24 protein-coding genes are annotated in these 22615 nt (G+C 66.5%); 17 read left to right on the top strand and 7 right to left on the bottom strand.

The features are described from left to right. The gene (locus AC4ELH_RS33025; protein WP_498889034.1) at positions 1–1746 is read left to right on the top strand and encodes an FUSC family protein; all 1746 of its coding nucleotides are present in this window, start codon (positions 1–3) and stop codon (positions 1744–1746) included. Here AC4ELH_RS33025 and AC4ELH_RS33020 read toward each other — a convergent pair. Next, entirely contained in the window at positions 1730–2113 is a 384-nt protein-coding gene (locus AC4ELH_RS33020; RefSeq protein ID WP_055117268.1) for a phage holin family protein, read from the bottom strand. The genes AC4ELH_RS33025 and AC4ELH_RS33020 overlap by 17 nt on opposite strands. 6 nt (positions 2114–2119) lie before the next feature. Beyond that, complete coding sequence (gene cobF / locus AC4ELH_RS33015) at positions 2120–2884, bottom strand: precorrin-6A synthase (deacetylating) (protein WP_064887374.1); 765 nt, start codon at positions 2882–2884, stop codon at positions 2120–2122. A gap of 124 nt (positions 2885–3008) precedes the next feature. On the opposite strand from cobF, the gene AC4ELH_RS33010 reads away from it, so the two are divergent. Then, positions 3009–4289: a diiron oxygenase gene (locus tag AC4ELH_RS33010; protein ID WP_498889031.1), complete on the top strand. Its 1281-nt coding sequence runs from the start codon at positions 3009–3011 to the stop codon at positions 4287–4289. Here AC4ELH_RS33010 and AC4ELH_RS33005 read toward each other — a convergent pair. Beyond that, positions 4273–5457, bottom strand: coding sequence for an MFS transporter (locus AC4ELH_RS33005; protein WP_498889029.1), 1185 nt, complete (start codon positions 5455–5457; stop codon positions 4273–4275). The genes AC4ELH_RS33010 and AC4ELH_RS33005 overlap by 17 nt on opposite strands. A 60-nt stretch (positions 5458–5517) precedes the next feature. Here AC4ELH_RS33005 and AC4ELH_RS33000 point away from each other — a divergent pair, with 60 nt between their 5' ends. Next, positions 5518–6381, top strand: a complete 864-nt coding sequence (locus AC4ELH_RS33000; protein WP_498889027.1) for an LLM class flavin-dependent oxidoreductase — start codon at positions 5518–5520, stop codon at positions 6379–6381. A gap of 196 nt (positions 6382–6577) precedes the next feature. Further along, complete coding sequence (locus AC4ELH_RS32995) at positions 6578–7789, top strand: MFS transporter (protein WP_064887372.1); 1212 nt, start codon at positions 6578–6580, stop codon at positions 7787–7789. Here the strand turns inward: AC4ELH_RS32995 and AC4ELH_RS32990 are convergent. Beyond that, entirely contained in the window at positions 7763–8167 is a 405-nt protein-coding gene (locus AC4ELH_RS32990) for a DUF5709 domain-containing protein (RefSeq protein WP_448441885.1), read from the bottom strand. The two genes, AC4ELH_RS32995 and AC4ELH_RS32990, sit on opposite strands and share 27 nt — an antisense overlap. 217 nt (positions 8168–8384) lie before the next feature. On the opposite strand from AC4ELH_RS32990, the gene AC4ELH_RS32985 reads away from it, so the two are divergent. The 5 genes from AC4ELH_RS32985 (at position 8385) to rnhA (ending at position 11824) form a co-directional block, all read left to right on the top strand. Beyond that, on the top strand, positions 8385–8678 hold the full coding sequence (locus AC4ELH_RS32985; RefSeq protein ID WP_064887370.1) for a hypothetical protein: 294 nt from the start codon (positions 8385–8387) through the stop codon (positions 8676–8678). Between the two features lie 169 nt (positions 8679–8847). Next, the gene (locus tag AC4ELH_RS32980; protein WP_055117285.1) at positions 8848–9174 is read left to right on the top strand and encodes a hypothetical protein; all 327 of its coding nucleotides are present in this window, start codon (positions 8848–8850) and stop codon (positions 9172–9174) included. A gap of 44 nt (positions 9175–9218) precedes the next feature. Then, on the top strand, positions 9219–10613 hold the full coding sequence (locus tag AC4ELH_RS32975; RefSeq protein WP_064887369.1) for an acyl-CoA dehydrogenase family protein: 1395 nt from the start codon (positions 9219–9221) through the stop codon (positions 10611–10613). Between the two features lie 26 nt (positions 10614–10639). After that, the gene (locus tag AC4ELH_RS32970) at positions 10640–11290 is read left to right on the top strand and encodes a glyoxalase (protein WP_448441880.1); all 651 of its coding nucleotides are present in this window, start codon (positions 10640–10642) and stop codon (positions 11288–11290) included. A gap of 66 nt (positions 11291–11356) precedes the next feature. Beyond that, positions 11357–11824, top strand: a complete 468-nt coding sequence (gene rnhA / locus AC4ELH_RS32965; protein ID WP_055120690.1) for a ribonuclease HI — start codon at positions 11357–11359, stop codon at positions 11822–11824. A gap of 35 nt (positions 11825–11859) precedes the next feature. Here rnhA and AC4ELH_RS32960 read toward each other — a convergent pair whose 3' ends face one another. Beyond that, positions 11860–12318, bottom strand: a complete 459-nt coding sequence (locus AC4ELH_RS32960) for a hypothetical protein (RefSeq protein ID WP_448441878.1) — start codon at positions 12316–12318, stop codon at positions 11860–11862. A gap of 107 nt (positions 12319–12425) precedes the next feature. Here AC4ELH_RS32960 and AC4ELH_RS32955 point away from each other — a divergent pair, with 107 nt between their 5' ends. Further along, positions 12426–13217: a helix-turn-helix domain-containing protein gene (locus tag AC4ELH_RS32955; protein WP_448441876.1), complete on the top strand. Its 792-nt coding sequence runs from the start codon at positions 12426–12428 to the stop codon at positions 13215–13217. 19 nt (positions 13218–13236) lie between these two features. On the opposite strand, the gene AC4ELH_RS32950 is transcribed toward AC4ELH_RS32955, so the two are convergent. After that, positions 13237–15507 carry an ATP-dependent DNA ligase gene (locus tag AC4ELH_RS32950; protein WP_498889022.1) on the bottom strand — a complete coding sequence of 757 codons (2271 nt, stop codon included), beginning with the start codon at positions 15505–15507 and terminating at the stop codon, positions 13237–13239. Between the two features lie 170 nt (positions 15508–15677). Between AC4ELH_RS32950 and AC4ELH_RS32945 the strand changes: the two genes are divergently transcribed. The 5 genes from AC4ELH_RS32945 to AC4ELH_RS32925 all read left to right on the top strand — a co-directional run bounded on the left by AC4ELH_RS32945 (position 15678) and on the right by AC4ELH_RS32925 (position 19501). Then, positions 15678–16571, top strand: coding sequence for a hypothetical protein (locus tag AC4ELH_RS32945; protein ID WP_448441872.1), 894 nt, complete (start codon positions 15678–15680; stop codon positions 16569–16571). A gap of 9 nt (positions 16572–16580) precedes the next feature. Beyond that, positions 16581–17285 (top strand): hypothetical protein, encoded by a 705-nt coding sequence (locus AC4ELH_RS32940; RefSeq protein ID WP_131812696.1) that lies wholly within the window; start codon positions 16581–16583, stop codon positions 17283–17285. Positions 17286–17407: 122 nt separating this feature from the next. Continuing rightward, a complete protein-coding gene (locus AC4ELH_RS32935) occupies positions 17408–17866 on the top strand; it encodes an Rv0361 family membrane protein (protein ID WP_498889020.1) in 459 nt (152 codons plus the stop codon). Positions 17867–17894: 28 nt separating this feature from the next. After that, positions 17895–18554: a cutinase family protein gene (locus AC4ELH_RS32930; protein WP_064887361.1), complete on the top strand. Its 660-nt coding sequence runs from the start codon at positions 17895–17897 to the stop codon at positions 18552–18554. A 23-nt stretch (positions 18555–18577) separates the two neighbouring features. After that, the gene (locus AC4ELH_RS32925) at positions 18578–19501 is read left to right on the top strand and encodes a carbohydrate kinase family protein (protein WP_064959049.1); all 924 of its coding nucleotides are present in this window, start codon (positions 18578–18580) and stop codon (positions 19499–19501) included. Positions 19502–19507: 6 nt separating this feature from the next. Here the strand turns inward: AC4ELH_RS32925 and pdxR are convergent, their stop codons facing one another. Beyond that, entirely contained in the window at positions 19508–20944 is a 1437-nt protein-coding gene (gene pdxR / locus AC4ELH_RS32920) for a MocR-like pyridoxine biosynthesis transcription factor PdxR (protein WP_498889017.1), read from the bottom strand. An 80-nt stretch (positions 20945–21024) separates the two neighbouring features. Here pdxR and AC4ELH_RS32915 point away from each other — a divergent pair, with 80 nt between their 5' ends. Then, a complete protein-coding gene (locus tag AC4ELH_RS32915) occupies positions 21025–21660 on the top strand; it encodes a pyridoxamine 5'-phosphate oxidase family protein (RefSeq protein WP_064887358.1) in 636 nt (211 codons plus the stop codon). 60 nt (positions 21661–21720) lie between these two features. Beyond that, entirely contained in the window at positions 21721–22614 is an 894-nt protein-coding gene (gene ku / locus AC4ELH_RS32910; RefSeq protein ID WP_064887357.1) for a non-homologous end joining protein Ku, read from the top strand. Position 22615: the final 1 nt, after the last annotated feature.

The raw sequence follows: 22615 nt of genomic DNA, 5'->3' as shown, positions 1-22615 counted from the left end.
ATGTCCAATCGGCCTGCTCCCCGAGCGACCAACCCGCTGCGGCACGTCTTCGTGATCAACAGCGTGCCGCGCCGGTGGCCGTTCGCGCTGCGCGCCGGAATCTGCATGGCGGTACCGGTTCTGGTGGGCTGGCTGGCCGGTGACACAACCGCCGGATTGATCGCCACCATCGGCGGATTCACCTCGCTGTACGGCAGCGGGCGCCCCTACCTGAATCGGGGCGGGTTCCTGGCGGTCGTTGCGGTGAGCTTCGCGGCCGCGGTGGCTCTCGGTGACTGGGCGTCGTCGACACCCTGGCTGGGCGTGCTCACGGTGACGATGATCGCCGCGGTGGCCACCTTGGTCTGCCATGCCCTGAGCGTCGGACCGCCCGGCGCCTACATGGTGGTACTGGCCTGTGCGGCCGGCACCGGCACCCCGGCCACGCTGCACCTCACCCCGGCTCATCACGCGACGCTGGCCCTCGCGGGCGGGGCATTCGCCTGGCTGGTGCACATGAGCGGCGCGCTGGTTCGTCCCCGCGGACCGGAGAAGGCCGCGGTGGCGGCGGCTGCCGCTGCCGTCGCGGCCTACATCGAGAACCCTGGCGCCGAGGCAAGACATAAAGCGGCCCTCCTGCTGCACACCGCATGGGTCACGCTGGTCAGTTATCAACCGGTGCAACCGAAACCGGACCAGGCGCTCTATCGGTTGCGAGTGGTCAACCGCCGCCTGCACGTGCTGTTCGCGGAGGCCATGCGTGCCTCGGACTCGGGTGAACCGCTGGCGTTCGACGGTGCCGCCCTGGCCCGCCATCTGGCTACCGTGCCTGCCGATGCGATCACCGATGAGCATGGCGCCGAGGGAATTCCACTCGGCAGGCCCAGCGTCGTGCAATTACTGAGCCGGGCCCTGACGCCGGGTTCGGTGTCACTGCAACTGGCAGTGCGCGTCGGCATCGCGGTCGCGATCTCGGGCGTCATCGCGGTGCTGATCTCGCAGGCGCTCACGATGACCCACGCCTACTGGGCAATGGCGGCCGCGGTACTGATGCTGCACCAGGGCTTCGACTGGCAACGCACCGTGGCCCGCGGGGTCGAACGGACGCTCGGCACGTGGCTCGGACTCGGTGTGGCCGGGGCGATCCTCGCGTTGCACCCACAGGGCCTGTGGCTGGTGCTGGTGATCGGGGCGCTGCAGTTCACCATCGAGATGTACGTGATGCGCAACTACACGCTGGCCGTCGTGTTCATCACCCCCGCCGCGCTCACCATCGCCTCGGGCGGCCAACCCGTGGACAACCTCGGCGAACTGCTGCTGACCCGCGGTAGCGACACCCTGATCGGTTGCGCGGTGGCCCTCGCGGTCTATTGGGCGACCCAGCGTCTTCGCCATCCGACCGGTCTGCGCAGTGCCGTCAACGCCACGCTCGACGCGGTCACCGCGACCCTGCCTCACCTGGCAGCCGGCGACGCCACCTCCGCGGCGGCCCGCACCGAGCGGCGCGATCTGCAACTGCGGGCCATGGGGCTGCTCCCGGCCTATGACGCCGGCATCGGCGGTTCGGCCGCGCAACGCCTTGGCGCCGAACGCATGTGGCCGACGGTCGTGGCCACCGAACAACTCGCCTACCGCACCCTGGCGGCCTGCTGGGGTGCCGAGCACGACGGCGCGACCGAGGCCGGCGCCGAGGCGGCGGCAGACACCGCGGCGGCGCTGACCGAGCAGGCCACAGCCTTACGCGAAAGCGTTACGCGAGAGCCTTGACGAACGACAGCAGCCAGCTCACCAGCGACAGCACGATCGCGGCCCAGATGGCGGTCCACCAGAACTGGTCGATGTGCAGACCCCAACCCGTGGTGTTGTCGGTGATCCACGAGGTGATCCACAGCATCAGCGCATTGATCACGATGTGGATCAGGCCGAGCGTGAGGATGTAGAGCGGAATCGACAGGATCTGCACGATCGGCTTGACGAACGCGTTGACCAGACCGAAGATCACCGCGACGACGAAGATGATGCCGACCCTGGCGATGGTCGAGTCACCGCCGATGAAGTAGATCCCCGGCACGACGAGAGTGACCACCCAGAGCGCGAATCCGGTTATCGCGGCGCGCAGGAGAAATGAGCTCATGGCGGTCTAGTCTGCCGAGCGCAGCAGGTATGTGTCCATGATCCAGCCGTGGCGGGTTCTGGCTTCGGTACGCGCAGCAACGATTTCGTCGCCGATCTCCCCGACCGTTCCCGCGTAGAGCAACTCATCGGGTGTGCCCAGATAGGCGCCCCACCAGATGCGGGTCTGCGGCGGGCACTGCTGAAAAGAACAGTCCGCGTCGAGCATCACCACAGCGCTACCGGTCAGCCCGTGCTCACGCAACTGACGTCCGGTGGTGATCAGCACCGGTTCGCCGACGTCGTTGAGCGGAATACGGTGCCGTGCGGTCAGCACCTGGATTGCGGTGATGCCCGGGACCACGTCGTATTGGATGTCGAGGTGCTCGGCCACTTTTTCCAGGATCCGCAGGGTGCTGTCGTACAGCGACGGATCTCCCCAGGCCAGGAAGGCCCCGGTGCCGTCGGGCCCGAGTTCGGATTCGATGGCCTTCGCCCAGATCCTGGCCCGCTCGGCATGCCAGTCCGCCACGACCTGGCGGTAGCCCGGCGCGTCGCCGGCCGCGGCGCGCGGCGGGTCGACCAGTTCGACGAAGCGGTAACCATCGGGTTTCTCGATGAACCGGTCGCAGATCTGTTTGCGCACGGCGACCAGGTCATCGGTCGGCGAGCCTCTACGCGGACCCTTGTCCATCGCGAAGAACACCTGGGTGTCGTTGAGCGCGGAAATGGCCTGTGCGGTGACGAAGTCCGGATCACCGGCCCCGATACCGATGACATGGATGCGACGCACCGTCGAAGGTTAACCGAACAAGAACCGGGTACCCCAAGTATCCGGTACCCGGGGTATTGACATCACGCATTGTCGGTACCTACCGTCGGGAAGAGGGGGACCACAAACGAAGGGAACGTCAACGGTGACAACTTCGGTCAGACCCGGCGGAGGCTCGGCCAACGCTGCGCGGCGGGACGCGTTCTCCGAACGCCTGCTCAAGGGTTCGGTTCGCAAGTCGTACGCGCCGGTGGTGGACATCGACTGGCAGGCGCCGATCGATCCGGACAAGTTCTTCCTGCCGCCGCGGATCGTGTCGCTGTACGGAACCCCATTGTGGGACAGCATGTCTCGCGCAGAACAGATCGAGCTGTCACGCGAGGAACTGGCCAACACGCTCTCGGCGGGCATCTGGTTCGAGAACATCCTCAACCAGGCGCTGCTGCGCAAGATGATGCACCAAGATCCAACCTCGAATTCCACGCACTACGAGCTCACCGAACTCGGCGACGAAACCCGTCACATGGTGATGTTCGGAAAGGCCATCGACAAGATCGGCGCCAAGCCGGTGCGACCACGGCTGTACCAGCGCATGATCATCAACTCTCTGCCGTTCTTCTTCCGCGGCTCGGTGCTGTGGGTGGCCGCGCTGATCGGCGAGGAGATCTTCGACTCCCTGCAGCGGCAGATGATGGATGACCCCGAGTTGCAGCCGATGGTGCAGCGCCTCATGCGCATTCACGTCGCCGAGGAGGCCCGCCACATCCAGTTCGCGCGTGACGGCCTGCGCGGGCGCACCCCCTCGATGCGCTGGTACCAGCGGGTGTGGGTGGCCAACCTCAACGGGGTCGGCGGATTCTTCTTCCGCTACCTGTTCACCAACAAGGTCCAGTACGCACGCGTGGGCCTCAACGCCCGCGCGGCCCGTCGCATGGCTCGGGCCAGCGCACACCGCCGTGAGGTGCAGATCTCCGGATTCGCCCCGCTGGCCGCCTTCCTCGAAGAGGTCGGGTTGATGGGCCGCATCGGACGGCGGATGTGGCGGCGCTCGGGGTTCCTGCCGGCGAGGGCCCCGCGTGGCCTCACCGGACCGGGCAGATCTGACGCAGGTTCCGAAGATGGCGTCACCGAAGAGGTGTTCGACGGGCTCGCCATTCTCGACACCGGCGACGGCGATCGCCGGGTGAACGTTCGCCTGGCCGGTCACCTCGATCCGATCGACGGCCGCTACCACTGGCAGGGAACGATTCTCGATGCCCCGAGCACTGTCACTCCCGGGCAGGTGCGGCTCACCATCGGCACCCGAACGGTCGATGCCCGCATCACCGAGCGCACCTCGCAGGGCACGCACTCCATTGCCGGTGTGGGCGAACCACCCTTCGAACTGGACGGCGCCGACGAGTCCGGAGTCAGCGCCGCCGGGTAATCGCCGAGCGGCCGAGCAACCCGACGGCGAACACTGCACCACAGATCCCGGAGATCAGCAGTGGCAGCTGGCCGGGCTGACCTGGAACCACGGTCCAGAGAAGCCCGGCCCACACCCCGGCGCCCAGCACGGCAAAACCGCTGAGCCCCTGGAAAACTCCCTGTGCGCTGCCCTGGAGGTCAGCGCCGACCAGGGAGGAGACCCAGGCTTTGCTGACCCCGTCGGTACACCCGGTGAACAAGCCGTAAGCCCCGATCAGCAGCCAGGCCAGCAGCGGATCGGTGGTCAGTCCCAGCCCGGGATAGCCGATCGCGAAGAACACCAGACCGAGGCCGAACACCGGCAGTCGACCGATCCGGTCGGCCAGCAGCCCGGCCGGGAAACTGGAGATGGCGTACACCGCGTTGTAGGTGACGTACGCCAGGATCACCTCGACGACAGAAAAGCCGATCTCGTTGAGCCGCAACAACAAAAGGGCGTCGGGGAAATTCACCAGGCCGAACGCCACCAGCACGGCCGTCACCCGCCAGTACCGCCCGGGCAGATCGCGCACGCGGGCGAACACCGGCTGACGCTGCGGGCGCGGCTCGGTCCGTTTCCCTCTCGCTTTTTCGGACACCAGGAACACCAGGGCGACGCTGAGCACCGCGGGCACCACCGCAACCCACAGCAGTGGCGCGATCTGATGGTCGAGCAGTTCGTAGCCGGCCAACCCAAGCAGCGGACCGACGACAGCGCCCATGGTGTCCATGGCCCGGTGGAACCCGAACACCCGACCACGGGCAGCGTCGTCGACATCGACGACCAGCAGGGCATCCCGCGGCGCCCCGCGGATCCCTTTGCCGAGCCGGTCCACCACGCGGCCCGCGAGCACACCGGACCACGCACTCGCCGCCGCGACCATGACCTTGCCCAGGGCAGCCATGCCGTAGCCGGCGGCGATCAAGGGCCGCTTCGAGTAGCGGTCGCCGAGCGGGCCCGCGGCCAGCTTGGTCATCGCGGCCGCGCCTTCGGCGGCGCCCTCCACCGCGCCGACCACCGCAGGTGGGGCACCGAGTACGGCCGTCAGATAGATCGGCAGCAGCGGATAGAGAAGCTCGCTTGCAGCGTCCTGCAGAAAGGACACCGCCGACAACACTCGGACGTTGCGGGTCAGCCAAGCGGGCACCAGGTCATCATGCCTGCCGATCGGCCCCACAAAACTAGAACACGTTCTAGTGTGTACGGCATGCGGTTCACCTATGCCGAAGCCATGACCGATCCCACCTACTACATCCCGCTGGCCCAGGCGGCCGAGGCGGCCGGCTACCACGCCATGACCATTGCCGACAGCGTCGCCTATCCCTTCGAGTCCGATTCGAAGTACCCGTACACCCCCGACGGCAACCGGGAGTTCCTCGACGGCAAGCCGTTCATCGAGGCCTTCGTGATGGCCTCGGCCTTGTGCGCGGCCACCACCACGCTCAAGTTCAACTTCTTCGTCCTCAAGCTGCCGATCCGCCCGCCGGCCCTGGTGGCCAAGCAGGTCGGCTCACTGAACGCGCTGTTCGACAACCGGCTGGGCCTCGGGGTCGGCACCAGCCCGTGGCCCGAGGATTACGAGTTGATGGGCGTGCCGTTCGCTCGGCGCGGCAAGCGCATGGACGAGTGCATCGACATCATCCGGGGACTGACCAGTGGCGACTACTTCGAGTACCACGGCGAGTTCTACGACATCCCCAAGACCAAGATGACCCCGGCACCGTCGAAGCCGGTGTCCATCCTGGTCGGCGGGCACGCCGAGGCGGCGCTGCGCCGGGCGGCCCGCAACGACGGCTGGATGCACGGCGGCGGCACCGACGATCTCGATGTCCTCCTGAAACGACTCAAGGAGATCCGTGCGGAGGAAGGTCAGACCGGACCGTTTGAGGTCCACGTGATCTCGGCTGACGCGTACACACCCGACGGCATCAAACGGCTCGAGGACAAAGGCGTCACCGACGTGATCGTGGGCTTCCGCCTGCCCTACATCAAGGGCGACGACCCCGAGCCACTGGACCGCAAGATCCGCCACCTTGAGAAGTTCTCCGAGAACGTCATCGCCAAGGTTTGATCTGCGCTGCCCGCGGGCCTCTGCAGGTCGGATGTTGTTTGGGCGATCGTCAAGATTTTTGACGCGGGTCGAGAGAACAGGTTGAGGGAACAGCGGGCGCGCCGTTAGCGTTGCACCCGCCGTTCTCGCCAACGCTGTCCGAGAGCTCAGTCCGGCCACCACCGGAAAAAACTCAGAAGACTCGGAAAGCCTGCGAATGACGACCTCTCTCGAACGTGCGCGCTCCATCGTCGCTCCCGACCCCACGGTGCGCATGCTCGCAGTGTTCGCCCTGGCCCTCGGCGGCTTCGGGATCGGCACCACCGAATTCGTCGCGATGGGCCTCCTACCCGATATCGCGACGGGCTTCGGCATCACCGAGCCCACCGCGGGCCACGTCATCTCCGCCTACGCGTTGGGCGTGGTCGTCGGCGCGCCCGTCATCGCCGCGCTCACCGCACGGTGGCCGCGCAAGGCGCTGCTGCTCACCCTGATGGCCGTCTTCACCCTCGGCAACGTGGCCAGCATGCTGGCCCCGACGTACGCGACCTTGGTCACCGCCCGGTTCGTGACCGGTCTGCCGCACGGCGCGTTCTTCGGGATCGCCGCGCTGGCCGCCGCGCATCTGATGGGTCCGCAGAACCGGGCCAAGGCCGTGGCCTATGTGCTGTGCGGGCTGACCGTCGCGACGGTGCTGGGCGTGCCCTTGGCCTCCTGGCTCGGCCAGGCCCTGGGCTGGCGCAGCGCGTTCGGTCTGGTGGTCGGAGTCGGGCTGGTCACGCTGGCCGCCCAGTGGGCTTGGCTGCCCGAGCAGCTCCGGGCCATGCACGTCACCAGTCCGCTGACCGAACTCGGAGCGCTGCGCCGACCGCAGGTGTGGCTGGCGGTGCTCGTCGGAATGATCGGCTTCGGCGGCATGTTCGCGGTCTACACCTACATCAGCACCACGATGACCGACGTGACCGGACTGCCGCGGTCGCTGGTTCCCGTGGCGCTCATGGTGTTCGGCCTCGGCATGGTGGTCGGAAACCTGATCGGCGGCCGACTGGCCGACATCTCGGTGGTCCGTGCGCTGTACCTGGCGCTGGGCTCACTGGCGGTATTGCTGGCCGCGTTCTCGCTCGGGTCGCACAGCCCGTGGACGGCGTTGCCGCTGTTGTTCGGTGTCGGGGTGGCCGGCTCCGCCGTCGGCCCCGCCCTGCAGACCCGGCTGATGGACGTCGCCCACGATGCGCAGGCACTGGCCGCCGCACTCAACCACTCCGCGCTGAACGTCGGCAATGCCACTGGCGCGTGGGTGGGCGGCCTGGTGATCGCGGCCGGTTTCGGTTACACCGCTCCCGCGGCCGCAGGCGCGGCGCTGGCCGTCGGCGGCCTGCTGGTGTTCACCGTGTCGGTGGCGTTACAACAACGGACCGCTACCCGATGATGACGGCGGGATGATGTGAACCGCGGCTTCTTCGGCAGAGGCCGCGCCACCATCGATGCCGACCTCAGTCCCGAGCAACTCCGCCTCGTCGTCCTCGCCGAAGCCGGCATCAGGGGCGACCAGCCGGCCGGACCGCCGATCCCCGACCTCGTCGTCGCCGGCCTGCTCGTCGGGAACCTCGGAATCGTCTAGTTGCATCGCGGGATCGGGCTCTTCCTCGGCCAGCAGCTCATCAAGAGTCTCGTGGTCACGCGGTTCCCGCCAACGGTCCGGCGGGGAGTAACCCTCGTCGAGCAGATCGTCCACACCCCGGTCGATCAGGGTGTCCTCCTGAGTCAACTGGTCGTCGTCGTCGACGCTGTACCCGTCACTACTCATCCTTCAACGATGGCACAGGTCGGGCCCACCTGAGCAGTTCTTCGCAGTCGGAGATCCGACACAGCGACCCGGTCGAGCATCCCGCCCCGATCCTGAGAAATATCCAATATCCAGCTGAGAATTCTGGAATTTTCGAACCCAATTCCCAATTAGACGTATTAGGCAGCAACCGGTAGTAGTGGGACTTCCGGTGCGGCCTGCAACGGAGGGTTGGGAAATGAAGTCATATACCATCGCCACATTAGCCGCGGGCGCGCTGGCCGCGGGAGCATTCCTAGGGGGCGTCGCCGCCGCCGCCCCGACCGCACAGTCGGCCGAACAGACCGTGAAAAGCCTCCAGACCAGCGGCTATCACGTCATCGTCAACCGCACCGGCGCGGCACCACTGGCCAACTGCACCGTGCTCGGCGTGCGCCAGGGGCAGACCATCGCCACCAACGACTCAAGGGGCGGAAGCTCGATCAATACCACCGTAATTTCAAAGACGGCATACGTCGACGTCGCCTGCTGAGTCGGGAATAAAACCGGGCATGCATTTGTTGTGACGCCAAACCGGAATTAATCAATCCGGTGATAATTCCATATCCGCAGTCGGCCGCACAGTGTTGTGCGGCCGATTGTTTTGGGCCGGGTCCGAGCGCCCGCCGGACTTGTCGGTGTGCCGGCGTACGGTACCGAACATGAGTTCGATACTGGTTTCCGAGAGGGACATCGAGCGGACGATCGTCGGCGATGCCCTCGAACATCTGAATGCCGCCTGCAAAGAGATCGACGCGCTGTCGGTGCATGCCCTGACCCGCGCAGAGCTGCACGAGGTCTTGAGTCGGCTCGACGCCGGTGAGAAACGGCTGGCCACCGCTCAACAACGGCTCCTCGGGCGGATGGTCGCCACCAACACCGCGTCGCCACCGCGGTTCGATCCGGCCGCCGTGCTGGCCAGGCGGTTGCGCATCTCGCCGGCCGAGGCCCGGCGGCGGATAGCCGACGCCGGCCAGCCGTCCGACTGAGGTCTACGAGTTCGACGGCATCCACAGCGGGGTATCCCACCCGCGTGGCATTCGACATCACCCCCACCGCGGCGCAGCATGACCTGGCTCGACGCACCCACGAATTCGCCGAACAGGTGGTACGTCCGGTCGCCGCGGACTACGACCGTCGGCAGGAGTTTCCATGGCCGGTGCTGGAAGAAGCGGCGGCTCAGGGCTTCTACAGCCCACTGTTCTATCGCGACCTGATCGGCGACCCGACCGGACTGTCCCTGCCGATGTTCATGGAGGAGCTGTTCTGGGGCTGCGCAGGGATCGGGTTGGCCATCGTCATGCCGGCCCTGGCATTGTCGGCCATCGGCCAGGCCGCCTCGCCGGAGCAGATGTTGCGGTGGGCTCCCGAGTGCTTCGGCACCCCAGGGGACCTCAAGCTGGCAGCCTTGGCGATCTCCGAACCCGAGGGCGGCAGCGATGTGCGCAACCTGCGCACCTACGCCGTCCGTAGCGGATCCGGACCAGACGCGGACTGGATCATCAACGGCCACAAGATGTGGATCGGCAACGGCGGCATCGCCAATGTGCACGTGGTCAACGCAGTCGTCGACAAAGAGCTCGGCCACAAGGGGCAAGCGTTGTTCATCGTGGAGGGCGGCACGCCGGGGCTGGAAACGGTGCGCAAACTCGACAAGCTCGGCTGCCGGGCCTCACACACCGCGGAGCTCAAGTTCGACGGTGTCCGAGTTCCTGCCGACCACCTGCTCGGCGGTCAGGACAAACTCGAGCACAAGTTGGCCCGAGCCCGCGAAGTCGTCGCAGGCGGTCAGAATTCCGGGTCGGCCACCCTGGGGACCTTCGAACAGACCCGGCCGATGGTGGCTGCACAGGCCCTCGGAATCGCCAGGGCCGCACTGGAATACGTCACCGAATATGCGAACCGCCGGGTCGCCTTCGGCGCTCCCATCATCGACAACCAGGGCATCGCGTTTCCACTCGCCGACCTGGCCACCCGGATCGATGCCGCCCGGTTGCTCACGTGGCGGGCGTCCTGGATGGCCGCGACCGGGGTGCGGTTCGACCGCGGCGAGGGCTCGATGTCGAAGCTGGCCGCCAGCGAGGTGGCAGTCCGCACCACCGAGCAGGCCATCCAGACGATGGGCGGCTGGGGCTACGTCACGGATCATCCCGTCGAGAAGTGGTACCGGGATGCCAAGCTGTACACGATCTTCGAGGGCACCAGCGAGATCCAGCGCATCGTCATCGCGCACGCTCTCGGCGCCGCCGACGGCAAGCCGCCACTGCACGTCGACCTGGAGCCGTCCGGCGGGCCGTTGAACCGGTGGTTCGGCCGCGGCACACCGCTGCGGACCCGAGCGGCCGGCGCCGCACTTTCTGCGAAGGACCACCTACCGGAGCCCGTCATGCGCCTGGCGATGAAAGCCCTACGCCCGCCACGCAAGTAACCGCACGCCGGATAGATTCGACGTCCATGACCGTCACCGTCGACGAACTCGAAGTCGCTGACTCGCCGGATGCCTGGACGCAGGCGGGATTCCGTGTCGATCCCGGCGGAGACGCAGGCCCGGTCTGCCGGGTCGGCGGGGTGCGCATCCGACTGGTCGGGCGTGACCGCGGCGCCGGCATTGTCGGGTGGTCGTTGCGCGGCCTCCCGGCCGACGGCACCTTCGAAGACCTCGACGGCATCCCGACGGCGCGGTCGATGACCGCCACCGCTGATTCCGCCACTCACGCGAACGGTGTCGCCGCGATCGACCACATCGTGTTGCTGTCCCCCGACCTGGGCCGGACGGTCGCCTCGATGGCCGCCATCGGCGAACAACCGCGCCGCGAGCGGGACACCGAGCTCGGCGGGCGGCCCATGCGCCAGGTCTTCTTCCGACTCGGCGAGGTGATCCTGGAGGTCGTCGGTTCACCGGAGACCGCGTCTGACGGACCCTCGACGTTGTGGGGAATCACGTACACCGTGGCCGACATCGACGCGACGGCGGCGTTCTTCGGCGACCGCATCGGGCCCGTCAAGGACGCAGTCCAGCCCGGACGCCGGATCGCCACGCTGCGGCACCGCGACCTCGACATATCCGTGCACACGGCGGTGATCTCGACGACTCTGCCGGCTTGACGTGTGTCGGGGCGCCGGTCGCCCGACGCGGTTACCTATCCTCAGCGCATGACCGACGCCGGACAGATGAGTGACAACGTCGTTGTCGTCCACACCGACGGCGGGTGCCGGCCGAACCCGGGCCCCGGCGGCTGGGGTGCAGTGCTGCGCCACCGCGAGCACGTTCGCGAAATGTACGGCGGGGAGCCCGGAACCACCAGCAACAACCGGATGGAGCTGATGGCTCCCATCATGGCGCTCGAGGCGCTGACGAGGCCCGTGGTGGTGCATCTGCACACCGACAGCACCTATGTCCGCAACGGCATCACCAAGTGGGTGCTCGGCTGGCAACGGAATGGCTGGCTGACCGCAGCCAAGCAGCCGGTGAAGAACGTCGACCTCTGGCAGCGACTGCAGGCCGCGTGCGCCCAGCACCAGGTCGAGTGGTTCTGGGTGAAGGGGCACTCAGGGATCGCCGACAACGAGTTGGCCGACGAGCTCGCGACCCGGGGACTTCGGGAAGCGCTCGACGGTTCGGGCGATCTGGTTCACTGACTCCCCACACAGCTGACGGAGATGCAGGTACGCCGTCATCGACGAGATACAGAAGGTCTGCTGGAGCGGTGATCACTGCCGCGCTCCTCGACCATTCGCGGAAACAGAGGCGCTCCCCGCAGCGGGCCGTAGTCAGCGGCGGCCAAGGCGGCTGCGGCCGCCGACACCAACGCCAGGACGAGAGCCGGCTGCCGGCCGGCGTGAGCCGGGAAGTCACCAAACAGCAGCCAGGCCAACGTCAGTGTGGTGATAACCCCAAGACCGTCAGTCGCGCCGATGATCGAGACATCCGGCCTGTTCAGGCCGATCCGTCCGCCGGTGATCGCGGTGGTCAACGCGCACGCGGCCAAGGCCACGCAGAGCGGAAAAGTGAGCTTCCACAACCCCCACGCAATGCGATCGGCGTCCTGAACCTGGGTCCACGGCAACAACAATGCGACGACCATCAAGGCGCCGGCAGCGCCGCAGACCAGCCGTCGGAGCAAATTGGTCATTTCGTCCTCCCAACAGTCATTCCAGTGATCGTCGAGGTCAGAGGTCGTGCTGTCGATTACCTGGAGGTAATGGAGCAGCGCACCTCATCCGGCTACAGTCGGTGCGAATGGCGATCACCAGCCTCACTCCTCAGGTCGGGCCGCTGCTGCGGGAATGGCGGCAACGGCGTCGGCTGACCCAGCTGGAGCTGGCACTCGACGCGGGCGTGTCGGCGCGTCATCTGAGCTTCGTCGAGACCGGCCGCTCCAAACCCGGGCGAGACATGCTGCTGCGGCTTGGAGAACGGCTCGAACTACCGTTCCGCGAACGCAACCAGCTGCTGCTTGCCGCGGGGCACGCTCCGGCATTTCCCGAGCATGCGTTCGGCGCACCTGAACTCGCCCCGATCCGCGAGGCGTTGGAGCGGATCCTGAAAAGTCATGAGCCGTATCCGGCAGTCGTCTTCGACCGCAATTGGAACCTCGTCGCCGCAAACGCCGCCATACAGCCACTCATCGCGACCATCGACCCTGCCCTGCTGAACCCGCCGGTCAACGTCCTCCGCGTCGCACTGGAGTTGGTTCCGCAGATCATCAATGCCCGCGACGTCATGGCCTACTTTCGCGATCGCATTCAGCGCCAGCTCGCCGTCACCGCCGACCGACAGCTCGTGCAGCTGCTGGAGGAGTTCGAGACGTATATGCCGGACGAAGACCACAGTGCGGCAAGTGAATCCGACTTCGCGCAGAATCTCGGCCCAGTCAGAGTCCGGGCACCCGACGGCGGCGAGTGGTCGTTCTTCGGCATGTTCGGCACCTTCGACATGCCGTTCGAGGTCACGATTTCCGAATTGGCCATCGAGTTGCTCTTTCCCGCCGATCGCACAACCGCCGATGCGTTTGAATCGCTGGCTCGATGACGCGAAGAGAGTCGCCACATCATTCCCAGACCACCTCGTCCGGCGTCTTGTCGGGCCGCAGCCCACGCCAGCTGGGCTGGCGCAGCCGGCGGTCGCTGGTGCGCTCGCTGTAACGCACCTCGCCGACCAGGTCGGGCCGCACGAACGTCACTCCTCTGGCATCGAGCTTCGGCAGCGGTTTGTCGAACGGCGACTCGTCGGTGTGCAGCGGGGCCAGCATGCCTTTCAGCTTGCTCAGTTCCTTCTCGGTGAACCCGGTGCCGACGCGGCCCGCGAACTGCAGGCCGTCGGGGCCGGGGACGCCGAGCAGCAGCGCCCCGATCCCGCTGCTGCGGCCCCCCTCCCCCTGGCGCCAACCACCGATCACCACCTCCTGGGTGTTCCAGATCTTGTCCTTGATCCAGGAGGCCGACCGACGGCCCGGCTGATAGGTGGAGTCCCGCTTCTTGGCCACCACACCTTCGAACCGGTGCTCACGGGCATGTTCCATGGCCTCGGGACCGTCGCCGGGCAGCGGCTCGGGCACGATCAGGCCGCCGCCGGCAGCCAACGCCTCCAACACCTTTCGACGGTCGGAATACTTGGCGCGCAGCAGGGACCGGCCGTCGAGCCACAGGACGTCGAAGGCCCAGAACTCGACGCGGGTGGAGCGGGCCCGGTTCTGCATCTCGCCGAAGCTGGGCACCCCGGAGTCGTCAAGCGCCACCACCTCGCCGTCGAGCACCACGTGGTGGTCGGCGAGATCGGCGGCCAGCGCTTCCAATTGCGGGTACTCGCCGGTGACGTCACGTCCGCGACGGGAACGCAGTTGCAGGCGACCGTGATCGGCGTCCACCAGCAGCCGGTAGCCGTCCCATTTGCCCTCGAATGCCCACTGGCCGGCCTTGAGTTTGGCGACCGAACCCTCGGTGGCCAGCATCGGCGCGAAGTCCTTCGGTTCGGGCATGGCCGACTTCTGGTCCTTCATCCGGTGCGCCAGCCAGTTCTTGCCCTCGGTCTGGATCAGCGCGTACCGGCCCTGGATCTTCTCGCCGTGCAACGTGACGATCACTTCCCCGCCTTGATCCGGGCCGTCGGGGGAATGATCGCGGAACTTCTCCGTCTCGTACGTACCGGTGTCCCAGACGATAACCTTGCCGCCGCCATACTCGCCTTTGGGAATCTCGCCGTGAAACGTCAGGTATTCCATCGGATGGTCTTCGGTATGGACGGCAAGGTGATTCACCGACGTGGTCTCGGGCAGGTTCTTGGGCACCGCCCAGCTGACCAGCACCCCGTCTCGCTCCAGGCGGAAGTCGTAGTGCAACCGCCTTGCATGGTGTTCCTGGATGACGAAGGCGTCGTTGTTGCCGGTCGTGGGCGATCCCGCCGGCACCGGCTCGGGCGTCTTACCCGCATCGCGCATGCTGCGGTAGGTGGTGAGTTTGTCGATCCGGGGTGCATCCTCGTCGAGCCCGGCCAGCAGGTCACCGTCATCGGAAACCCGTTGCAACACCTCATCGAATCGCAGGTGGCGCAGATCCGGGTCGCCGATCTCGTCCCAAGTGCGAGGCGCGGCGACGGTCGGGTGCTCACGCCCGCGCAGCGAGTACGGAGCGATCGTGGTCTTGGCCCCGTTGTTCTGGCTCCAGTCCAGGAATATCTTCTGCGCCCGCACACTGCGGGTCATGGTGGCGGTGACCAGCTTCGGCATCGACTGCTCGAGTTGTTGGGCCACCCGCTTGGCCAGGACCGAGGCACCACGGGAGCTGATCGGCTCGGCCAGAGGCACATACAGGTGCAGACCCTTGCTGCCGCTGGTCAGCGGATACGTCGTCAGCCCGATATCACCCATGAGTTCGCGCACCGCCTGGGCCACGTCGCACAGCTGCGGCATGGTGACGCCTTCGCCCGGATCAAGGTCGAACACGATGCGCGTGGCCGGTCCCTGGCTCCCGTCGGCGGAGAACCGCCATTGCGGCACATGCACTTCCAGCGAGGCCTGCTGGGCGATCCAGGCCAGCCCCTCGCGGGTGTTGATGATCGGGTAGGTGGTGGTACCCGACTTGTGCGCGATGCTGCCGCGCTCCAGCCAGCTCGGTGCCGAAGACGCCAGCTGCTTTTCGAAGAACGACGCCGCTGCCACCCCGTTCGGCCAACGCTTTCGGGTCACCGGGCGGCCGGCCATGTGGGGAAGCATCACCTCGGCGATGCTGAGGTAATAGTCGAACACCTCGGCTTTGGTGGTGCCGGTGGCGGGATAGAGCACCTTGTCTGGGTTCGTCAGCCGAACCCGTTCATAGCGCTCCATGTTCCCAACCTATACGCGGATATCCAGTAGCAAATGCCTATCAGTCATCCTTCAGAGGTCACCTGTTTCGCGGCCACCACCCGGTATCAACGGTCATACAATGATCCCGATCGACGTGCCGTACGGAACGTGATGTTCGGGCGCGAATGCGACCTTGGGGGAAGGCCGAGATGAATCGACGCAGTTCCGTTGTAGCCCTGATCCTCACGATCCTGGTCTTCGCGAACGCCCTGATCGCAGCACCGGCGGCGCACGCCACTACGACGAAGATGGATGTCTGTCCGGATCTCGTCGCTGCCGAAGCCAGCCATGATCAGCGCAGAAGTCAGCACAACAGTTTCAAGCCCAATCTTTACGACCACGCAGCCGTCGACGCTTACAACGCTGAAGCCGAGGCACTGAACGCCGAGCGGGCGGTGCTTCAGCAACGCGATCGCGGATGCGTCGAGGCCGTCCGCCTGATAAACGATGGGAATCCGGGCGGCCCGGCGTTCGCATCACCCAGCCCGGCGAAGATACGCGAGGTCGAAAACCAACGACAAGGTGTCGCGCGATCCGGATGGAACCCGGGCCCCCTGCCCGGAGTCAAAGACATGGATCGAGCGCGCCACTTGGTACCCAAAGAACTTTCCGGGTTGCACAAGGAAATCCGCAAAGACAACCCACCCTCGGCAAAACAGATCGGCGACATGCCCCTCAATGGGACGCCTCGACCGGGTGGAACAGATACAAATCGGGCGTACCCGAACGAAACATATGGGTTCCACGCAGACGGCAAGACACCAAAGGTTTCGGCCGACCACATTGTTCCACTGGCCGCCCTCATCCAGATGCCCGGCTTCAAAGACCTGAATGCCCGCAACATGATGATCGTTGCGACCACTCCGGCAAATCTGCAATGGATGGGTACCGGCCCAAATTCGGGCAAGAGTTCGGGCAGTCCTCTCCGGCTCCTGCCGAAAGCCGACTCCGCCTGGGTGGACGAACAGATAGCGCTGCAAACGCAAAAGATGACCGACATGCAGAACCTGATAAATGCGCTCCTGGCGAGCCAGAGCCCTTAGGAGGTCACAGTGGCAGAATATGCAGTCGGCGATATCCTCGCCGAGGTCGGCGGAGGGAATGCCACCTGGACCCCGGTCGGGGCAGAATCACCAGAACTGGCGGCGATACCGCAGAAATGGCGACCGATCGCATCCGCCGACACCTCATCGGACAGATGTCGTCGCGCCCTGTCCTTGTGGGGCTCGGATTTCATCGACCTACTTCCCGGCTTCGCCCGACGATTTCAGGACGAACTCTCCGATGTCAGGGTCTTTCGCCGACAATCAGACGGCTTGGCCGAAAACGTCCTCATTTACGTGGCGGGACAAGCCAGAGATGGCTTTCCAGCACTGTGGCTCGGCTGGGATCCGGCTGTCCTCGGACAGCCCACGACAGAATTCTTCGATTGCTTTCCCGCTGCCGTACAGACGTTTCTGCGCGAGGTACATCCGGGATTTACCGCCCAGGATTGGGAGTCTTATGGAATCAAGCGCCCGGATGCCTGGGAGAGCTTGGAAGGATATGACTGGTTTCCGAGCGAGAGTTTTGACGAGATCGAGTCCCAACCCTCGCAGATGATGTGGTTCACGAAGGATTCGGGGCAGCTGTATTACTGCGTGAACAGCCGCCTCCCCGGGAAGGTGACCCTCGCCTATGAAGGCAATTTCGATCCGCCCGGCGAATTCGGCGCGGAACTCGACGAGCTCCTGATGCGTCGCTGGGACGAGCAATGACGACGCCTCCGCCACAGCCCCCGCCCTGGCCGCCGTTTCAGCCGCCCCAATGGCCGCCACCTCAACCGCCGCAATGGCCGCCACCTCAACCGCCCGGTGCGCCTTACCCACAACCGCCGTACGTGTCGGCTGCCCAACCGCCGGTCAAGAAGTCCCGCACCGGATGGTGGATCGTCTCGACCGTGGTGGCCACGTTGCTCGTCGCCGGAGTGGTGTTGGCGTACTTCACGCTCGCAGGCGGACCGAATTCGACGGAGCGGGAGATCCGTTCCAGAGCAATCAGTTTCGCCGAGGCGGTCGACACCGACGATCAGCGCAAGGTTTTGGACATGATGTGCGCGGAGGAGGCTGACGAGCTCCTGCAGCTCGATACCTGGGACCCACTGGGCCCCCAGTCGCCTGATCCTTCGCGGAAGAAGCCGATCGACATCACCGACGTGACCGTTCGTGGGGACGTCGCACAGGCCCAATTCACCCGGTCCGATCCACCTCTGAAGGGAGCGCTGTATTTCCTCAAAGAGGATGGGACCTGGAAGTTGTGCGACAGCGTCTCGAAGCAGTTCGGCGATGAACCGAACTGATGTGCCGCCAAAATGTGAACATGGGCTGATGTCGCTGAACACCGCAGTCCTCCGGTCGGCCATCGCTGTATCGATTGCGACGGCCGGCCTCATCAGCCCGGTACCCGCGGCATCGGCCGACCCGTGCTCGGATGTCGAGGTGGTCTTCGCCCGCGGCACCGGTGAGGCACCCGGCATCGGTCGGGTGGGTCAGGCGCTCGTCGACCAACTCGCGCCGAGGATCGCGCCGCGCAGCCTCGGCGTGTACGGGGTGAACTATCCGGCCGGGCTCAACTTCCTGACCACCGCAGAAGGAGCGAACGACGCCGCCGGACACATCGCCTGGCTTGCCGACCAATGTCCCGGCACCCAGGTGGTGCTCGGTGGTTTCTCGCAGGGCGCAGCCGCCGTCTCGATGTTGGCGGGTGTACCGCCGATCGGTGACCGGATCGGCATGATCGGCTCGGCTCCCGCGTTGCCGCCCTACAGCGCCGACCGCGTCGCCGCGGTGGCGGTGTTCGGCAATCCCGGCAACCGGTTCGGCACTCCGCTGTCCGGTACCGGGCTATTCGCGGGTCGGGCCATCGACCTGTGCAGCCCGGGCGATCCGATCTGTGTCCAGGGTGGGCGTCTCCGCGCGGCTCACAGCGCATACGAGCTTCCGCCGTACCCGGACCAGGCGGCGGGGTTCATCGCCGGACGGCTGTAGCCGAACCCACCTACCATGGAGCCATGAGCCGGGCTCTGGTCATCGGCGAGGCACTGATCGACATCGTCGAACGAGATGGCAGCGTCGTCGGAGAGTACGTCGGCGGCAGCCCACTCAATGTTGCCGTCGGTCTCGGCCGGCTTGGCCGCGGCGTCGACTTCCTCACCCACATCGCCCCCGACGACCACGGCAAACGCATCGTCGAGTACGTGGAAAGCGCTGGGGTACAACTTGTTTCGGGTAGCACCGGCGCGAGCCGGACACCCACGGCAATGGCCACGCTGAGCGCCGCAGGATCGGCCCACTACCAGTTCGACATCGACTGGCAACTGGCGGGCACTCCCGAGGTGGCAACCCCGCTGCTGGTTCACACCGGTTCGATCGCGACTGTGCTGGAACCGGGGTGCCGCGCCACCGCCGCACTGCTCGATGCCTATCGGATGTCGGCGACCCTCACTTTCGATCCGAATGTCCGCCCGGATGTGATCCGCGACGACGACATCGCGCGGGGGCGCATCGACCGGCTGGTCGAACGCGTCGACATCGTCAAGACGTCCGAGGAAGATCTGCGCTGGCTGGACCCCCGGCACTCCCCGGAGCAGATCGCGCGGGCCTGGCTCGAGGTCGGCCCATCCATCGTCACGGTGACGTCGGGCGAGCGTGGCGCGTTTGCCGTGTGCCGGGCCGGTTCGGTGTCGGTCCCGGCGCGATCGGTACAGGTGGTGGACACCGTCGGGGCCGGCGACGCCTTCATGACCGGCCTGCTCGACGCGGTGTGGTCGTTGGGGCTGCTCGGCGCGGACCGCCGCCGCGACCTGTCCCGGATCAGCACCGAGGCGCTCGAGGGTGTCCTGAGGTCCGCTGCGTTGTCGGCGGCGTTGACGGTGGCCCGGCCCGGTGCCGACCTGCCGGATCGAGCGGCGCGAGACGCCGCAGCGCAGTCCTGAGCGCGCTCACGGCCGACGGATCGCGGCCGCGATGATCTCGGCCACGACGTCGGCCTGGGTCTCGGGCAGACGGGAGTATCCGCACACCAGGCCGCGGGCGGCGGCAACGTGCGAGAAGCCCAGGAAGAAACCTGACAGCGGCGATACGGCGACACCCCGGTCACGCAGCGTCGCAGCGACCGTGAAGTCGTCGGCCTCGTCGGGCAGCCGCACCACCAGGTGCAAACCCGCCTCGACGCCCTCCAGTCGGATGCCGGCGCAGCGCCGTCGGAGCGCATTGACTAGCGCCGACCGCCGCGCCGAGTACGTGCGCGCCGCCCTGGCGAGGTGCCGAGTCAGCGCACCCGACTCGATGAACCGGGCCAATGCGAGAGCGGTTACGGTACAGACGGATTCACCGCTGGCTTCCAGTGCGTCGACGACACCGTCGTGCAGCCTCGGCGGTGGCAGCAGCCAGGCCACCCGCAGTGCGGGCGTGAGAACCTTCGACGCCGTCCCGATGTAGGCCACACGATCGCGCCCGCCGTCGATGCCCCGCAACGCGGGCAACGCGGATACGTCGTAGCGGAACTCCCCGTCGTAGTCGTCCTCGATGAGCAGGCTGCCGGTCCGGTCCGCCCACTGCACCAGCCGGGCGCGGCGCGGCACCGGTAGCCGTGCCCCGAGCGGATACTGGTGTGCCGGGGTGCAATACACCGCCGCATCGGAATCGCGCAGTGATGCCGGGTCGAGACCGTCACCGTCGACCGCCACGGCACGCGTTCGGGCGCCGGACATTTCGAAGACCCGCCGCGCCTCGTCATAACCGGGTTCCTCGACCGCGACATCGCGGCCGGCCAGCCCCGCTGCCGCGGTGACGGTGCGCAAGGCCGAGGCCACGCCGGGCACGATGATCAGCTCGCTCGGGTCGGCGACGATTCCGCGGGTGCGACGCAGATGCCCCGCCAAGGCGTGGCGCAGCTCGACGTGCCCGTGCGGCCCCGCGGCCGCCGGCGATATGGGCGCAACAGCGGCGGCCCGCCAGGCGCGGCGCCAGTCGGTGGTCGAGATCAGGCCCGGGTCAGGGTGGCCGGGCATGAGGTCCCACATCGGTGCCTGTTCCCGTGGGGCACGCCGCACCGCGGGCACGACACCGCTTGCGGTGACATGGGAGGCCGCACCGGCGTGGGCTGCGACATCTGCCCCGGCAGCGATCCGTGTACCCGATCCGAGCTGGGCGGTGGTGTACCCGGCCGCGGCGAGCTCGTCGTACGCGTCGACCACCGACGAGCGGGCCACCGCGAGTTCGGCGGCCAGACTGCGGGTCGAGGGCAGCGCGTCGCCGGGCCCGAGCCGGCCCAGCCTGATCTGCTCGATGACCGCCGCCGCGATGCGCTGTCGCAGCGGGGACTCGTCGGCAGGGAGCTGCAAGGCCAAGTGCAGCTCGGGAGCGTGGCGCGCCATACGAGCCACAATAGTGGTCTGCATAGATTCAGCAGTTCTGGACCTTCTGGCCATGCCGCAATGCCCGCAGAATTCGTTCCGTGAACCAGATCAGGAGAGAACGCGAACGCGCCCGCACCGACCGGCCCGACCTGGACTCGGTCCTCGACGCCGCCTCGGTGGGCACGCTCGCGACAGTGCTGGACGGGCAGCCGTGGGTGGTGCCCATGCTCTACGCCCGCGACGGTGACCGGATCCTCCTGCACGGCTCGACAGGCGCGGGTGCGCTGCGGCATGTCGCGGCCGGAGCACCCGCCGCGTTCTGCGTCACGCTTCTCGACGGAATCGTGGTGGCGGACACCCTTTTCGATTCCACCGCGAACTACCGGTCGGCCGTGGTTCGCGGAAATCTGACGGTCATCGACCCACGGGAGGCGGCGTACGCGCTGGATCTGCTGAGCGATTCGCTGATCCCGGGCCGCAGTTCGGAGGTGCGTGCCAGCACGAAGAAGGAGCTCGTCGCGACGCTCGCAGTCGCCCTGCCGATCACGCCCGACGGCTGGACGGTCAAGGTGCGCGACGCCCCGCCGGCGCAGGTGGAGGAATCGTCCCAGCCCGGCGGATGGGCCGGTGTGGTGCCCCTGCGCACGGTGGCCGGCGATCCGGTTCCGGCCGCGTGGGTGAGCGCCGATGTCAACCCGCCCGAGTCGGTCTGCCGCCTGGTCAAGGGCATCTGACACGGCGCACCGATCCGGCGGTTCTTCGCACAGACCGCCGGATCAAGCCATACTGGGCAAATGCGATCCATCTGGAAGGGTTCGATCGCCTTCGGCCTGGTGAACGTGCCGGTCAAGGTCTACAGCGCGACCGAGGACCACGACATCAAGTTCCACCAGGTCCACGCCAAGGACAACGGGCGCATCCGCTACAAGCGGGTCTGCGAAGTGTGTGGCGAGGTCGTCGAGTTCCGCGACATCAACAAGGCGTTCGAATCCGACGACGGGCAGATGGTGGTGATCACCGACGAGGACATCGCCACACTGCCCGAAGAACGCAGCCGTGAGATCGAAGTGGTCGAGTTCATCCCGGCCGACCAACTCGACCCGTTGATGTACGACAAGAGCTATTTCCTGGAGCCCGACTCCAAGTCGTCCAAGTCCTACGTGCTGTTGGCCAAGACCCTCGCCGAGACCGAACGCGTGGCCATCGTGCACTTCTCGTTACGCAACAAGACCCGGCTGGCGGCGTTACGGGTCAAGGACTTCAGCAAGCGCAACGTGATGATGATCCACACCCTGCTGTGGCCCGACGAGATCCGCGATCCCGACTTCCCGGTGCTGGACAAGGAAGTCGAGATCAAGCCGGCCGAGTTGAAGATGGCCGGGCAGGTCGTGGAGTCGATGACCGACGACTTCAAGCCGGACCAGTTCCGCGACGACTATCAGGAACAGCTACACGAACTGGTTCAGGCCAAACTCGAAGGCGGAGAAGCATTTTCTGTCGAGGAACAGCCGACCGAGCTCGACGAGACCGAGGATGTGTCCGACCTGCTGGCCAAACTCGAGGCCAGCGTGAAGGCCAGGGGCAGCGCCGCGAAAGAACCCGCCAAGAAGGCGCCCGCGAAGAAAGCTGCCGCCAAGAAGGCACCGGCGAAGAAAACAGCGGCCAAGAAGGCTGCCGCCAAGAAGTAGC

It is taken from the genome of Mycobacterium shunyiense, from assembly GCF_058270075.1.
Note: the sequence above shows the minus strand (reverse complement) of the source record. Positions and strands in the feature narration are given on the sequence as shown.